This window comes from Streptomyces sp. rh34, from assembly GCF_002551245.1.
GTDB lineage: Bacteria > Actinomycetota > Actinomycetes > Streptomycetales > Streptomycetaceae > Streptomyces.
This window is the reverse complement of sequence record NZ_NTGZ01000084.1, coordinates 1-14337: the sequence shown is the minus strand read 5'-3', so window position 1 is coordinate 14337 and position 14337 is coordinate 1. Positions and strand designations below refer to the sequence as shown.

Sequence of the window (14337 nt, the reverse complement as noted above, 5' to 3'; positions counted from 1 at the left end):
GTTGGCGCTGTGTCAAGCGACGTTCGCCCTGGTGACGACTCCGCGTAGGCGCTCGTCGGCGGCATGCTTGTTCCGCCAGATGATGTAGCGGCGGATCATGCTGCCCTGGGCCTTGTGGCTGGGATGATCGGTGCCGTCGAGGGCGAAGTAACGCAGGGCGGTGAACTGGGCCTCGATCCGGTTGAGCCAGGAGCTGTTTGTCGGCGTGTAGGCGATCTCCACGTTGTTCGCCGCGGCCCAGGTTGCGACTCGCTGGCACCGCTTCGTCGTCAGGTGAGGCGAGTAGTTGTCGCAGACGATCGCAATGCGCACATCAGCCGGGTGTAGCGAGCGCAGGTAGCGGCAGAACTCCAGGAACTTGGAGCGGTTCTTGGTCTTCTTGATGTGGCCGTAGAGCTGGTCCTTGGCGAGGTCGTAGGCGGCGAACAGGTGACGGACCCCGTGCGGTCGGGTGTAGGTCGCGCGCCGCCGGGGCCGGGGCTCACGGTCAGGGTCCTTGCCCTTGCCACCGCGTTCGGCCCACTGCCGGCCGGGGTGAGGCTGGAGGTTGAGCGGTCCGAACTCGTCCATGCAGAAAACGACTTCGGGCTCGCCCTCCTCGGGTATGACCTCGCCATCGGCGATCGCGTAGAGGTGTTCGACGCGGGCCTTCTTGGCCGCGTACTCAGGGTCGCGGGAGGTCTTCCAGGTCTTCACGCGTTGAAAGGAGACGCCTTCCTCGCGGAGCAGGACCCGTAGGCCCTCGTGGCTGATGTCGTCGACCACCCCCTCGGTGACCAGGAAGTCGGCCAGCTTGGCCAGGCTCCAGGTCGAGAACGGCAGGCCGTGCTCGACCGGCTTGGACTTGGCGATCTTCTTGATTTCCCGGCGCTCGGGCAGCGTGAACGTCCTCGGCCGCCCGCCCTTGTACTTCGGGTAGAGCGAGTCGAAGCCGTCGGCGTTAAAGTTGTGGATCATGTCGCGGACCCGGTCCGCGCTGGTGAACGTGACCTCAGCGATCTTCGCCACGGGCATGCGCTGGGCGGACAGCAGCACCATCTGGGCTCGCCGCCAGGTCACCACCGACCCGGTGCCCCGTCGAACGATCCGTAGCAGCCGCTGCCCTCGTCGTCATCGATCTCACGGACCTGCACGCGTTCACCCACGTGATCATTCTGACGGTCCAGCGCCGCCCGGCACAGCATCCGGGCGACACATCACGACGGGGCGAACGTTGCCTGATGCGGCACTAGTCGCCTGCATCCATACGTTGGGCAGTCTTCTACTGCTCAGCGCGCAGCCACCCTGGGATCGTTCGTCGGCTCACGCCCGACAACGCCTCAAGCCGCGAAGGCCCTACACCGCCAGCAGCAGTCTTCCGGAGCAGACGCCGCACCTCGCTGTCCGCGAAAGCAAGCCGGGACAGCGCAACCTGCCGCTGCACCCCAGCCAAGGACAGTTCGTTCGTCGCGCTCAATGCTGGAGCTGGGTGCTCCTCCTCCCACTGGAGGACATCGTCAGCCAATCGCTCCCACCTGTACGGCTCGGGTGGAGCTGACCTCCACTGCTTGGCGAGGTTCCCAGACCTCAAAAGCTCCTCAGGAGGTACCGCAGCGGCACGAAGGGTCTGCGGGGGAGTGAGGTCCTGCCATGCCAAAGGAAGGTGCCCCGGACGAGGCCCACCTTGGACGCCAAGATCAGCAAGGCAGTGGGCACAAGAGCGGTGCAGCTGAGCCTCGTCCGTCGAGTCCTGCGAACAACGGGATGCAGGTAGTCGGCACAGCACCGGGATCCCGTACGACAAGGAATAGGCCGCGTGCGGGGCCCGATGTCCACACGCGTCGTCATCAAGATGAGGCGTAATCCGCAGAAGCGGCTCCCCCAGGTACGAAGCTTCGCGGGCGGTGGCGTCGAGCGTTGTAAACACCTCGTACTCGCATCGCCGCCGCAACGCGGTCCTCAGATGATCGACAGGGGCTGCTTGCGGCCACTCCTCAACCAACGCCGTCCACATAAGTGGGTACCTCTTCTCATCTACGGCGGGAAGGACCCCCACCTCCTGGAGGATTTCGTTACGCCGGAACAGTCTGCCGGTGGACAAACCGCGTGCACCGGTTGATCAGGGTGGGGAACACTGTGCTGATGAGCTCTGCAGCCTCCCAGACAGCGCAGGAACGGGCCCTTCGGCATGTTGCGGAACTGGCATCCGGCCCTCCGATGGACCCGACATTGCGGGTGACCCTCAACTTCCACCCGGACCGTCTGCTGCACGGCAAGCCGATCCTGGATGCCATGGCCGAGGGCGGCGTCTACCACTCGCAGTTCGTTACTGGGACCAGCAACGGCGGCTTGACCGCGCATCCAGGCGGCGACCGGTGGCGCTGGGAGAGCCGGATCTTCGACGGGGCATACGACGAAGCCATCGCTCATGAGCGACCCGTTTACGGGGCGTTGAACTTCCGCCGCAAGCCAGTTGGAGGTGCCCCGCGGTTCGGCTCGGCCCACTTCCGGCTGACGGCCCAGACGCTGACGCGAACCACGTTCTGCTACCCGGATAGTTTCCTCGAACCCTCGGATTTCGGTGTCGCAGCCCGCATGGGGCTCATGGAGCTTGCCCTCGCTGATCGTCAGGACGAGCTTGACGACTACATCGAGGCGCAAGTGCACGGGTCGGTTCAGATGCAATGCCATGTGGAGGCGCTGGTCCTGGACCCTTGCTACCAAGGCACGACGGTTGAGGCCGCGGCTTTGGTCCTTGGCTGTCCGATGGAGTGGCACCCCGGCTTCCGACTCGGGGTTGAAGAACTCCGACGTCACCCCGGCTACCGCGGTCAGGAATACGTCGACTTGGGAACGCAGATCGCGGTCGACGGCATTCTTGATCCTCGGATCGTCGGAGACGCTGCACGCGCCGGCCTCTATGACCCCCAGGCGATCAAGAAGGTGTGGCACTACCTGGCGCGATTCGGGGTCCCTAAAAGGGCCACTGACAGATCGGTGACTCCGGCACTGATGGCGGGGACCGTACTCAATGACCTTCGTTGAGGGGCTGGTGGTGAAGGGACTGTGGGTTGTTCCGGGCTGTGAGCACCCTGACAGGGCGACAAAGATAGTCGCGACGAACACCGCGCGATCGTAGAACCGTTAACGCCTTCCGCCCTGCGGCGTCGTGGGGATCCGCGGGGGCGTCGTTGGGGAAGGCATGCATCCGAAGCTTCAGTAGCGGCTACTCGGTGGCCTCGCCTGTGCGGGCGGTGAGCTGGGAGAGGCTGGGCAGGCCCAGGAAGACAGGGGACTGCTTCTTCTCCTGCTGGGCTTCGACCTGGGCGATCTTGTCTTCGGCGGCAGCGAGGCTGGTGGACAGCCCTCGACCTCGCCGATCCATCCTTCGCGTTCGGCTTCGGCGATCCTGTCTTTGAGGTTGTCGCGGATCTCTTCCATGCGGGGCTCCTTGTCCAGGGCGACGATCAGGACCGGGCAGCGAACGCAGGCTTAACCGAACTTGCGGTGTGTGGCTGAGAGCCCGCCTGCGCGCCCGGTCAGGTCACTGAGGAGACGCCAGCGAGTTGGGCCCATCAGGGATCCCGGGCGTGTCGCCAATCGTGTTGCTGGGATTACCGCAGCAGCCGGTCGGCCCATGGATGTGGTTCGTAAGCCTGGGTGATGGCACGGACGAGCCAGTGTCGCTGGTCGTCAGTGAGCGTGGGCAGGGCCGCGTCGAGGGCTGCTTCGTCCTTGGGTCGCGGCTTCTTGGCCTTGTAGAAGAGTTGCACCTCCGGTGCGAGGTAGGGGATACCGTCGGCGGAGATCAGGCCGAGCGCGTCGATCGGACGACGTACTCGCGGATCACGGCGTGACACCCACTCCTGGTTATGGGCTTCGTCGAGCATGATCTGGATGCGCCAGGGTTCGCCCGACCCTGGCTGGCACCAGATGTCATGAACGCTCTCAGAAGGAGCCTCGCCAGATACCCATGGGCGCAGGCTCCCCGGTGGATCGGCAGCCGACAACTTCCAGTCCGGTAGAGCCTGTTGCACGGCAAGCTGGTCGCGGCGCAGTAGCAGGACGTCAACGTCGCCGTGATCTCGGATGCGGTGGCCCACGGCGAGTTCAATGGCGTCGTGGAGGTTGCCACCCCGTACCTCAAGGACGGGGCACGCCGATTCAAGGAGAAGCTGCGACGCAGGCCCAAGGACGCCCCGGCCGCTGAGGTGGTACAGGAGACTGCCCCCGAGCGGCCGACTGCGTCTGGTCTCCGACCGGTGACTGCTGCCGCCAACGGCCGCGACCAAGTGGACCTCGACCTGCGTGCCGACCAGGGTGACGCCAATATGCAGGCTGCGCTGGAGCGAATCAACACGCGCGCGGCCTAGACATATGGCATCGCCGCGCACACTACTCCGCCAGCCTGCCCGCGGCAGACGTGGTCGGCCCATGCGCCGGGCGCTGGCAGCAGCCGCGCCCGGCTACGTCGCCGCCGCCCTTGAACGCCTCGCCTTCGACGACGAGCTCGGCCTGACCCCCGCGCAGCAGAAGCGTCTGCGGGGTTGTGCTGCGGAGCTCGACCCCGGTGTGGTCGAAGACCTCACCGGCGCCAATGCCCCGCTCGCGTAGCCCGGACGCTCCGGGGGGCGAGAGCGGCCGCTGCGCATTCGGCCCCCGGTCGGGCGGATCCCGGCCAGCGGCGCTGCCGTCCTGGAGCTACTGGTCACTTCGTGGCAGCTTCAGGAGGACAGGGCACAGAGGGCTTCCCTAAGCTTGCGCCATGCCTTTCACGCCACTTCACCGCATACTCGGGCTTGCGCCTGGGCCGCTGACCGGTGACATCCTGGACGCCGCCGTAACAGCTGGCGTGACGGAACACAGCGACTTGGACTGGAAGTCCGAGCTGCCGCCCGCCAAAGGTCTGCCGCAGACAGACTTCCCGAAGGATGTCGCGGCCATGGCGAACAGCGGCGGCGGTGTGATCGTTTACGGCGTACAAGAGACGCAGAAGGCGGCGACTAGCCGCGTCGATGTCGGCGAGTTCGATGAGGGTCACGAGCGGGCACTGCGAAGCGCCGCGATCACTGCGATCTCTCCGCCAGTGTTCGGGCTCGGTGTGCACCGTGTGGGCGAGGCAGGGAACAGGGCCGTGGTGGTGGAGATCCCGGCTAGCGTCGACGGTCCGCACCTGATCTATCGGCACGACTATTTTGGCGCTCCCGTCCGCAACGACGCCGACACGGTATGGATGAAGGAACGCCAGATCGAGGCCATGTACCGCGCTCGCTTCGACGAGCGCCGCCATGCGACCGAGGCCCTGGACTCGCTGTTCACCGAAGCCGCCGCCGGGCGCGACAGCCGCAAGCGGGCGTGGCTGATCGCGGTTGCCCACCCGCGGCTCCCTCTCGTTCGCGAGAGGCTGACGCGCGACCAGGCGCAGAAGGTGATGTCCAAGGCAGAGAGCCTTGCCTTGATGTACGCGGGGCGGGGTGGTGTTCACCCCCTGGAGAGCGTGGACCGGCTCAACCCTCGCCCTGGCCTGCGCCGGTGGGTCCTGGTGAACACGGCAGCGGCCGCCTACTCCTGGTGGAAGGAGGCGTGGGCCACCATCCACCACGACGGATCGGTCACCCTGGCGGCCGCTGTGGGCGGACACCGGCGTGCTGCTTCGGGCGCTGAGGGCGGGGAGTTCTTCGAGGGCCGGCACGTCGAGTCCTCTGCCATCGAGTGCTCGATCGCGGACATGATGGCGTTGGTCCGAGCGACTGCGGACCTGACCGGTGCCGGCGAGTACGACGTGCGTGTCGGAGTCGAGTGGGCTGGCGAAGGGCCGCTGACAATTCTGACCCGGGACACCATGGGCTTCGTTTACGACGAGGTGTCGACCCCTCTGCATCGGTATACGCCTGTCGAGACGACTGTGAATGCAGTTGCTTCTGACCCGGACTTTTTCTGGCAGGTGCACGACCTGGCGCAGGACTGCGTGAACCAAGGCGGTGTGTCGAACGTTCTGATGATCCGCCCTCCAGAGCGTGACGGGTCGGCGTAGCTGAGCTGCTCCCCGCGGGCCTGCTGTTACCAATTCGTTCGTCCCAGAAGCCGGTGCGAGCGATGGCGTCGGCGGTGATAGGTGGGGTGCGGTCGACAAGGAGAGGGTGGGGACGGGACCCGCGGTCTCCTTCTTGCGGGAGCCGGTTCGTGGCTACAGTCCAGGCCATGGCTTCTCCCGAGGCACTCGCAGCGCGCGCACTTGCCCAGGCCGCAGTGAAGCTGGCGCAGAGAAAGACCGCCTGCCCCGGGCCGCTGCCGGGGCAGGTCCTGGCGCCCCGCATCTGAGGCGCCCATCGCGCCATGACCAGCACCGCTCGGCCCTCCGCCCAGCACTGCGAGCCTGACTCGACAGCCGTCCTGGACGCTGCAAACTACTGACTGCCCGGCGGAGTTCTGGGATCATCGGCTGATGGTCAGCAGCAGGTACCGCTCGGGACTTCGGCAGCAGTTGGACGCTGTCGTCTCGCGCCACCTCAGCGGGAACACGCACGCCACCCTCAACGCAGCGTTCGCGGAGCTGGCCATGCCGGAGATTCCCAAGGAGGAGGGATCGCGGCGAGCTGACAGGACGTCCTCCTGACCGTGCCCGTGCTCCTGGTCGTCGTCGGGGTACGTCATTCCGGAGACGTACGGCGAGGGTCGATGACGTACGGGCGACGTCGGCCGGGACCGAAGACCATGCTGTCGGCCTCGGGCCGGAGCCCCTCGTTCACCAGGGGACGTCGCCGCTCCAGTCCCACCGGGTGGTGCAGCCGGGGCGGGGCTCGTAGTCGGCTCGGCCGCCGGGCCCGTACGCGCTGCGGGGCGCGATCAGCAGCGCACCGTCCGCGCGCTCTTCGGCGGTGAGGGCGGTGACGTCGAGGAGCTGCCCGTCGAGTGGTCCGCCGACGAGCTCGACGTAGGTGTGGTCCGGGTCGAAGGCGTAGGGGGCAGGGTCGTCGTGGTCGGTCCCGTAGACCCACCTGGTGTTCCCGGTCATCCGTTCAGGCTGCCAGCCGGCCCCGTGCTCCGCCGCGGTTTCGCAGGGTCCGCCTGAACTGGGCGGAACCGGGCCTGGTGGGTGCCGGAGTGGCGAGGGGGCCTGCGGCTTCTGGCGGATCCCCCTCCCGTGGGGAGGGCCGGGAGGGGCGGCGGGCCCTGCTGGCATCGCAGCGTGGGCAGGGCCCGACGGGTGCGGGAAACGGGGATCCCGCACGAGCAACGATGCACCCGATTCAGCCAGAACAACAGATGCATGACCGAATCTGGGGCACTCGGCGGCGGGCCGGTTGGGCGCAAGCGCCTCGGTCGGGGGCCGGATTCTGAAACCCCTTCAGGACGGCCATCCCGCCGACCGCCGACGTCATCGGAATGGTCCGCCACCCGAGAAGGGCCAGCACATGGCAAGCACAGCGTGTTCTCGATCCCAGGTGGGTGAGCTGTACTCGGAGGGATGTGGGCCGAAAGGCGTCCGCTGTGCCGTGGCATCGGGGGATAGTGCGGTGGTGACCACGACACCGCACGCCCCGGCACCCTCGCTGCCTGCCCGCCGCCGCCGTCACGCCCGGCTGATCGCCGCCCTGACCGATCTGATCGGTGCGTGCGCGGAAGCGGCGGGGAAGGTGTACGGGCCGGTCGCCGCCGCCCCGCCGGAGCAGGAGGCGGTGGAGACGTCCGTGCTGTCGTGCGTCCGGGTCGGCATGTCCGCCCCGCTGCTGCTGGACCTGGCCGTGACCGAGGACGCGACCAGGTGGCCGGATGCCGTGGCCCGGGAGGAGGCGACGGCCCGGCGGACGTACGCGGCCCGGTGCGCGCTGGCCGAAGCGCACCGGGCCGTTCACCGGACCGCACCGGGCCGGGGCCCGGTTCCGCTGCCGACGACGGATCAGGGCGCCCGGCTGGACGTGGCGAGCGCGGGCGACGAGGTTGCCGACCGCTGGGTGGGCGATCCGGAGCGGGCCGTCGCCCTCGTGCGCGAGCTCGCGGCCGGCGGCGAGCTCGCGGTCGACGAGATCCTGGACGCGGCGGTCGACGCGGTGGTGGTGACCGGGCTGCTGACCCTGAGCGAGGCGCACACCGCGGCTATGTCCGATCCGAGCACGGCGGCCGAGCTCTGTCTGGCGGCCGTGCCGCATTTCTCGCTCGCGGTCGCCCTTGCCAGCGCGGACCTCGACTGAGTGATTCGTTGCTGCCGCCCGTGACGGGGAACCACCGTTCCGGTTGAGTGGATCATGAACCGACGCATGATCACCACCGCCGCTCTGGCCGCCGTCCTGGCCCCGGTGGCCGCCGCCCCCGCCGCGACGTCCGCGACCACGGCCGTGCGCACCTACGTCGACACCCGCGTCCGTGACTGCGCGGGGGAGGGCTCCGGGTGCCGTCCGGGGGCCGTGGTCCACCACTGGCACAAGCGCGGCTCCTCGGCCCGTGGGGTGGGCTGGGTGTACGCCTCCCGTGAGGGCGTCCGGTCCGGCACGGCCCGCTGGCTCGTCAAGAAGCCCGGCGGTACGTGGAAGACCGGCGGCGGCTGGAAGCGCGCGTCCCGGGTGGGCAGCTTTGTTGAGACCAGTTGGGGCCGGGACGGGCACACCGGTCCGAAGTACCCGTCCGGCACGAAGCTCTGCGTTCAGTTCAAGGGGCTGTCGACGAAGGCGTGCGTCACGCTGAAGTGACCCTGACCGAACGGTCTTTGCCGCGGCCCGCACCGTGACGGTGCGGGGCCGGGGCGGTTAGAGGGGCATGACGCTCTCACTCCTGCCTGCCCCTGCCGGGCCTCCTGACGACGTGCCCTACGAGACGTGGGAGGGGGAGCCCGAGGCTTTGGCCGAAGCCGCGGCCGCCGGCCGCCGGGCGGCGGCGTGGGTCCGTTCACTGCCGGCCCCGCCGACCCCTGGTCCGGTCGGTGTCTGGCTCGCCGGGGAGCTGCCCGCCGCGATCGAGACGGCGATGAGCGGTCTGGATCCGGAGGAGTGCGACCACATGGCCCCGGACGGCCGGGCCATCGACGGCACCGGCGGTGTCGGCGCCGGAACGATCAGCACCCTGACCGCTGTTCCCGTGGTGCTGCCGGAGGCGGGCTGGCTCGCCCCGGACCAGCAGGCGCGCCTCCTGGCCGTCGCCTCCGCCGTCACCGGGGCCGTGCGGCTGATCGCGCGGGACCCGGGCGGAGCGATCGTTCACGGCCTGGCCCGGCTGTGCGCCGTCCTGGACCACGCCGCCCGCCCGGACGGTGTCGCGTGGGTACCGGCCGGGGCCGGGGGGTCTGGAGTGGCATCGGAGTTCGAACAAGGGTTCTAATGGGGGGATGGACCGCTTCCCCTTCCCCGACGACCTGATCCGCGCCCAGCAGGAGTGGCACGACACCTACCGCGCACTGGCCGTGCCGCGTCCGCGCCGTGCCACCGACCTGCGCCGCCGCCTGCTGGCCCTGTCGGTCCGCATCGAGTGGCATCCGTTCTGGTCGACTCCGGCCGGCTGGACGCCTGCGGCGCGGGTGGAGCTGCGGCGGCTGACCGGCGGGGACCGGCGTACGGACGCGGCGTGAGCCCGCTGCCTGAGAAGGGGCTGATCGGTCATGGGCGATCTGCCGCCTGACCTGGAGCGTCTCCGCACGCTGGAAACGTGGCTGGTCCTCTCTCTGGACCGGGTGCGTGAGCAGATCGCGGCTGTCGAACGGCCGGCGCAGCCCCGGCGCGTACCCCAACCCCCGGCGGCTGCTGCCCGGTCCGCCGGGCCGCGCCGCGCGCCGACGCCTGACTGGGGTATCTCGTCTGTCGGTATCGGGGCGCCCGTCGTTCAGGTCCACCGGGGCGACTGCTTCGCCGGGGGCAAGGCGCTCCGGCCGGTCAGTGCGGAGCGTGCCCGTGCCGAGCTGGCCGACGGGGTCCAGGCCTGCGGGGTGTGCCGCCCGGACAACGTGCTCAACAAACCGTGACCCCCCGCCGCGCCCGGCGGGCTGGATAGGGTCGGGGCAGACCGCGCCGTATGGGTGTGCGGGACAGGTCCGGGTCTCCTGGAGTACGGCTCGGACCCCTGGTGCCGGTGGCGGCCCTTGCCACCGGCACCAGGCCCAGGGCCCCCGGGTGGCTTGGGGATCAGTCGTCGTCGGGTGCGCTGCCGATCCAGGCGACCGGCTCGCCGTCCGGGGTGATGCCCCAGTGCGGGGCGTGGGTCTCGTGGCCGGCGCGCTGTGTGCAGATCCGTCCCCATCGGCCGTGCTTGCCCGTGCACACCTGGGTGAGGGCGGCGATGTCGCCCGTGCGTACGGCGATCTCGTACCGGTCCTGGAATGCCTGGAGTTTGTCGCGGAGTTCCCGCCCGCTCCGGGATTCCTCGTCCTGGATCAGTGTCCCGATTTGTTGTACCTCCGGGTCCGACAGAATCGCTGCGATCCGCTCCTCGATGTTCATGCGGTGGCTTCCTGGGCCCAGTCGATGCCGAGCGCGGCGAGCTGCTCGCGCTGCTGGTCGCTCAGCTTTGCCCGCCGGGTGCGGGTGTTGCTGATCCAGGTGCCCAGCCGGACCGCTCCGTGGGGTGTCTCCTCGACGTGCGCCCTTGGCACGACGACCCGCCCCTCCCGCGCCGCGTACTGGGTGAGAGCAGCGATTCCCCGCTCGAACGCCCCGGCGGCGCTCTTCCCGGGGGCCGGTGCTGCGGGCCGGGGTGTGAGGCCGAGCGCGGTCAGGCGCTCGGACTGTTCGGGCAGAAGGGTGTCCCAGACGGCGGGGTCGGTCTGCTTGGCGATCCAGGTGCCGACGTCGATGCCGTTCACGGTGACGCCGGGCAGGACATCGGCCGGGCCCTGCTCCTCGGCGAGGAGGGTGCGGGCGGCGGCGTAGTGGCGCTGCCATTCGACGGGCCAGTCCGGGTTCCAGTCCGGGTCGATCGCTTCCAGTGCCCGGCACCGTTCGTCGGCCCGTACCGGGTCGCTGCCCAGTCCGCCGGGCTTGCGGAGATTGGCGACCCACTGCCCCACCGCGACCCCGTCCATCACCGCGCCCCTGGGGCAGGCGAGGCTGCCGTGCGCGGCCATATAGGCGCGGGCGGCGGTGAGGTTCTTCCAGAACGCCGCGTCGCCGACCGACCAGACCATGCCCAGTTCGTTGAGCAGGTCGGTGCGCCACGGCTTGAGGGTCCCGGCACGGAACGCGCGGCGCTGCTCGGTGACCCAGCTGCCCAGCCCGTACGTGGCGCCGTCGTCGCCCAGCTCGATGGTGGTCTCGCTGGGGACCTGCGCGTGCCCGTGCTCGCGGACCCAGGAGCGCAGGGCGTTGTACCCGGTGAGCCAGACCTCGCTGTCGGGCCGCAGGACGCGCGTGCGCAGGAACAGGGCGATGCTCTCAGGGTCGCGGAGGAGGGAGAACCGCAGCAGCGGCACTCCGGTGCCCGGTGCCGCGCCGGTCTCCTCGTCGCCCTGGCCCTCATCCTCCTCGTCGTCCTGGTGCTCGTCGGTGTCGGCGTTGTCCTGGTCGTCGTCGCCGGGGCCGGCCACCGGGCTCTCGTCGGGGACGTCCTCCTGGCCCTCGTCCTCGACCTGGCCCTCGTCCTGGACCTGGTGCTGCTCGTCGTCCTTGTCGGCTGCGGCTTCCTGGGGGTCGAGGGCGAGCACGGAGGTGATCTGTCCGCGCGCGGTCGTGGTCGGCAGTGCCATGCGCTCGATGACCCGGTCGTCGTGTGCGCGCAGGCCCTGGAGGACCGCGACGAGTCCTCGGTAGCTGGAGGACGCCATCATGTCGCCGGGGTCCTCGCCGGGCTCCAGGAAGACCGGGACGATGATCCGGGAGACCTTGCCGTCGCCGGGCTCCTGGCGCAGGGCCCGCCCGATGATCTGCACGACCTCGACCGGGGAACTGCGGGTGTCTGCGAAGACGACCGCCTGCACTCCGCGCTTGCCGCGGATGTCGACGCCTTCGCCGAGGACCCGGCAGGAGGCCAGGAATGACAGCTCGCACACCCACCCCTCCGCGTCCAGCCCGTCCGCGTACCGGGCGAGGACGTCGCGCCGGTGGGGGGCGGGGTGCTCGCCCGAGAGCCACTCCGAGCCGACCCGGGCCGGGTAGGCGGCGGGGTCGGTGTGGTGGAGGCGGGCGGCGGTCTCCGGCATCGCACGGGCGAAGCTCATCGCGTCCAGGGTGCGCGAGTGGAACGTCATGTACGAGCGGACGCCGGTCTCGTCGGCGTGCTTGAGGAGCGCGGCCTGGAGGGCGGCGAGCCGCCGGCCCCGCCGCTCCTCCAGTGACGCGTCGTCGGTGAGCGGTGCGGGGTCGCGGATCTCCAGGACGTCAACCTCGAACCGGGCGAGGATGCCCCGCTCGACGCTCTCCATGAGGCCGGTCTCGTGGAGGACCGGCCCGTACAGCTCGACGTCGTCCATCGACGCCACCAGCCGTCCGCCCAGCGCCTCACCACTGCTCTGCGGGACGTCGCCCGCGCCGGAGGCGTCCCCGTCGACCTCGTCCGTCGCGCGGGGGCCCGCTTCCCACAGGCGTGGGGTGGCGGTCATGTACAGGCGCCGCTGGGCCGGGATCCGGGCCTGATCGTGTACGGACGCCCAGGCCTTCGAGGCGCTGCCGGACGAGCGGTGTGCCTCGTCGACTACCAGCAGGTCGAAGGGGGACATGCGTTGCCCGTAGGAGCCGCGCAGCGCCTGTTCCAGGACGCCGGGGGCGGCGGTGTCCGGGGTGTCGTCCTGGTCGTCGGCCAGGCCCTGCGGGGTGAGTGAGGCGTACGTCGCGAACACCAGCACCGGCCCGGACGCGGCCCAGAGTGCGAGTTGGGTTGGGTTGGTCGTGCACCGCACCCCGAGGGCTTCCAGCAGCGGGTCGGCCCCGAGGGAGCACACGGCGACGGCCGGGCCCTGGTGTCCGGCCCGGCGCCATGCCTCGATCGTCTGTGTCAGCAGGTCCAGGGTCGGGACCAGGACGCCGATCACTCCGGTCGGGCACAGCTTGAGCGCGGCCATGGCCGCGGTGATGGTCTTGCCGGTGCCGGTGGCCATGTGGACCTGACTGCGCAGCCCGCCAACGGGCAGCGTCCCGTCCACGGGCAGGGACAGGCCGCGCACGATCGCGTCCACGGCCTCGACCTGGTGCGGTCGCAGCGTGATCCCCTGCATGCTCATCGCTCCTCACTCAGCCCGGCGGTCCGGCCCGGGGTGAACGGGGCGACGGACACCGCCCCGTCATCATCGACGGCCACCCGCTCGGCGAGCTGGGCCAGTACCTCGTGCGGGGTCAGCCCGGCCCGCGCCGCCGCCGCACGGATCCGCCGCCCGGCAGCCGCGCTCAGCCAGAGTTCGGCCCGTAGCCCGTCCCGCTCCTCACGCCGCTGCTCCGTCCACGCGGCATGATCCCGCAGCGCTGTGGTGCGCCGTTCCTCCCGCTCCCGTGCCCAGGCGCTGCCCGTCTCGTCCTGGTCGCCGTCGTAGACGCCGGCACCGGATGCGGCGAGATGGGCAGCGATCCGCTGCCACTCGGTGAGCAGGGCCGCCCACCGGCCGGCCAGCTTCTCCGGGTCCGGGACGAGCTCCCCACGGGGCACCCGCACCGGGGAGCGCAGTTTCTGGCGGGTCTCGCGCACGCGCACCACCGCCGTGTCCACGGCCTGGGCCACCTGTTGCACGGTCATGCCTGCCGCCTGTCGGCGTACCTGATCACGTGCCACGTCCTCCGAGGTCCAGATCACCGCTGCGCTCCCTAATGTCACGAGTCGTCTAATCAATGCCAAATGTAGCACCATGTAACGCCTAAATGTTGTACAGTGGCGATATGAGTCAAGAGAACAGCGTGGAAGCACTACTCGAAGAGGCCCGTCTCGCAGCGGCGATGCCACCCCCCGAGGAGCGGTTCCGGCTCCGGGAGGCGGCCGGCTTCTCCCGTGCTCACATCGCGGCCACGGTCGGCGTCGGCAGGCAGACGATCGCGAACTGGGAGACTGGCGTCTCCGACCCCACCCCGCCCGCCCGCTACCCGTACCTGCGGATCCTGAAGGGCCTCGCGGACATCTACCCGCCCCCCACCGCCGCCCACGGGGACCCGGTTGCGGCACTGTTCGCTGACGCGCCGGGCGGCCCCGCCCCGGAGCAGACCGCCGCCCAGACGCCCGCCGCCCCGGCGGTGCCTGCGGCGTTCACCGGCCTGGAGACCCTGCGCGGGCCGGATGGCCGCGCGATCGAGGGCGACCCGGGCCCGTGCGTCCGGTGCGGTGTGGAGACGACCTACCAGTCCACCGACGGCCGCCCGCTCCACTCCGGCGCCCTGTGCCAGCCCGCCACCACCACTCCGCCGGCTGCGGCCCCGGCCGTCACCGCGCCCGCCCCGGCCGCTGTCTCTTATACACATCTCT

At 69.9% G+C, this 14337-nt stretch carries 17 protein-coding genes and 1 pseudogene; 11 read left to right on the top strand and 7 right to left on the bottom strand.

Annotated features, from left to right (window positions below; translation table 11 throughout):
- Nucleotides 1–12 precede the first annotated feature (12 nt).
- Nucleotides 13–1145, bottom strand: a pseudogene (locus CR470_RS17560) (IS630 family transposase).
- Nucleotides 1146–2121: 976 nt separating this feature from the next.
- Between CR470_RS17560 and CR470_RS17555 the strand changes: the two are divergent.
- On the top strand, nucleotides 2122–3024 hold the full coding sequence (locus CR470_RS17555; protein WP_097868555.1) for a DUF3626 domain-containing protein: 903 nt from the start codon (nucleotides 2122–2124) through the stop codon (nucleotides 3022–3024).
- A gap of 181 nt (nucleotides 3025–3205) precedes the next feature.
- On the opposite strand, the gene CR470_RS39575 is transcribed toward CR470_RS17555, so the two are convergent.
- On the bottom strand, nucleotides 3206–3364 hold the full coding sequence (locus tag CR470_RS39575) for a hypothetical protein (protein ID WP_179892289.1): 159 nt from the start codon (nucleotides 3362–3364) through the stop codon (nucleotides 3206–3208).
- Nucleotides 3365–3593: 229 nt separating this feature from the next.
- Nucleotides 3594–3839 carry a hypothetical protein gene (locus CR470_RS41325; protein WP_373561420.1) on the bottom strand — a complete coding sequence of 82 codons (246 nt, stop codon included), beginning with the start codon at nucleotides 3837–3839 and terminating at the stop codon, nucleotides 3594–3596.
- Between the two features lie 219 nt (nucleotides 3840–4058).
- Here CR470_RS41325 and CR470_RS39570 point away from each other — a divergent pair, with 219 nt between their 5' ends.
- The 4 genes from CR470_RS39570 (at nucleotide 4059) to CR470_RS39565 (ending at nucleotide 6595) form a co-directional block, all read left to right on the top strand.
- Nucleotides 4059–4352, top strand: a complete 294-nt coding sequence (locus CR470_RS39570) for a hypothetical protein (protein WP_179892286.1) — start codon at nucleotides 4059–4061, stop codon at nucleotides 4350–4352.
- A 61-nt stretch (nucleotides 4353–4413) separates the two neighbouring features.
- Nucleotides 4414–4593, top strand: a complete 180-nt coding sequence (locus tag CR470_RS17540) for a hypothetical protein (RefSeq protein WP_097868535.1) — start codon at nucleotides 4414–4416, stop codon at nucleotides 4591–4593.
- A gap of 151 nt (nucleotides 4594–4744) precedes the next feature.
- Nucleotides 4745–6013, top strand: a complete 1269-nt coding sequence (locus CR470_RS17535; RefSeq protein WP_179892288.1) for an AlbA family DNA-binding domain-containing protein — start codon at nucleotides 4745–4747, stop codon at nucleotides 6011–6013.
- Nucleotides 6014–6424: 411 nt separating this feature from the next.
- Nucleotides 6425–6595 carry a hypothetical protein gene (locus CR470_RS39565; RefSeq protein WP_179892287.1) on the top strand — a complete coding sequence of 57 codons (171 nt, stop codon included), beginning with the start codon at nucleotides 6425–6427 and terminating at the stop codon, nucleotides 6593–6595.
- A 129-nt stretch (nucleotides 6596–6724) separates the two neighbouring features.
- Here CR470_RS39565 and CR470_RS17530 read toward each other — a convergent pair whose 3' ends face one another.
- Nucleotides 6725–6994, bottom strand: a complete 270-nt coding sequence (locus CR470_RS17530; RefSeq protein ID WP_097868534.1) for a hypothetical protein — start codon at nucleotides 6992–6994, stop codon at nucleotides 6725–6727.
- A gap of 505 nt (nucleotides 6995–7499) precedes the next feature.
- On the opposite strand from CR470_RS17530, the gene CR470_RS17525 reads away from it, so the two are divergent.
- The 5 genes from CR470_RS17525 (at nucleotide 7500) to CR470_RS17505 (ending at nucleotide 9928) form a co-directional block, all read left to right on the top strand.
- Nucleotides 7500–8171: a hypothetical protein gene (locus CR470_RS17525; protein ID WP_257138746.1), complete on the top strand. Its 672-nt coding sequence runs from the start codon at nucleotides 7500–7502 to the stop codon at nucleotides 8169–8171.
- A 54-nt stretch (nucleotides 8172–8225) separates the two neighbouring features.
- Nucleotides 8226–8666: a hypothetical protein gene (locus CR470_RS17520; protein WP_257138745.1), complete on the top strand. Its 441-nt coding sequence runs from the start codon at nucleotides 8226–8228 to the stop codon at nucleotides 8664–8666.
- A 67-nt stretch (nucleotides 8667–8733) separates the two neighbouring features.
- Nucleotides 8734–9291 (top strand): hypothetical protein, encoded by a 558-nt coding sequence (locus CR470_RS17515; protein ID WP_143663822.1) that lies wholly within the window; start codon nucleotides 8734–8736, stop codon nucleotides 9289–9291.
- Nucleotides 9292–9298: 7 nt separating this feature from the next.
- Nucleotides 9299–9538, top strand: a complete 240-nt coding sequence (locus tag CR470_RS17510) for a hypothetical protein (RefSeq protein WP_097868531.1) — start codon at nucleotides 9299–9301, stop codon at nucleotides 9536–9538.
- Between the two features lie 30 nt (nucleotides 9539–9568).
- Nucleotides 9569–9928, top strand: a complete 360-nt coding sequence (locus tag CR470_RS17505) for a DUF6233 domain-containing protein (protein WP_097868530.1) — start codon at nucleotides 9569–9571, stop codon at nucleotides 9926–9928.
- Between the two features lie 160 nt (nucleotides 9929–10088).
- Here CR470_RS17505 and CR470_RS17500 read toward each other — a convergent pair whose 3' ends face one another.
- The 3 genes from CR470_RS17500 to CR470_RS17490 are packed head-to-tail and all read right to left on the bottom strand — an operon-like array spanning nucleotide 10089 to nucleotide 13620.
- On the bottom strand, nucleotides 10089–10403 hold the full coding sequence (locus CR470_RS17500; RefSeq protein ID WP_097868529.1) for a hypothetical protein: 315 nt from the start codon (nucleotides 10401–10403) through the stop codon (nucleotides 10089–10091).
- Nucleotides 10400–13108, bottom strand: coding sequence for a DEAD/DEAH box helicase (locus CR470_RS17495; RefSeq protein ID WP_097868528.1), 2709 nt, complete (start codon nucleotides 13106–13108; stop codon nucleotides 10400–10402). The genes CR470_RS17500 and CR470_RS17495 overlap by 4 nt, the downstream gene beginning before the upstream one ends.
- 2 nt (nucleotides 13109–13110) lie before the next feature.
- Entirely contained in the window at nucleotides 13111–13620 is a 510-nt protein-coding gene (locus CR470_RS17490) for a hypothetical protein (RefSeq protein ID WP_257138743.1), read from the bottom strand.
- A gap of 140 nt (nucleotides 13621–13760) precedes the next feature.
- On the opposite strand from CR470_RS17490, the gene CR470_RS17485 reads away from it, so the two are divergent.
- Nucleotides 13761–14337, top strand: a 577-nt coding sequence (locus CR470_RS17485; RefSeq protein WP_257138741.1) for a helix-turn-helix domain-containing protein, incomplete at its 3' end; no start/stop codon positions are given.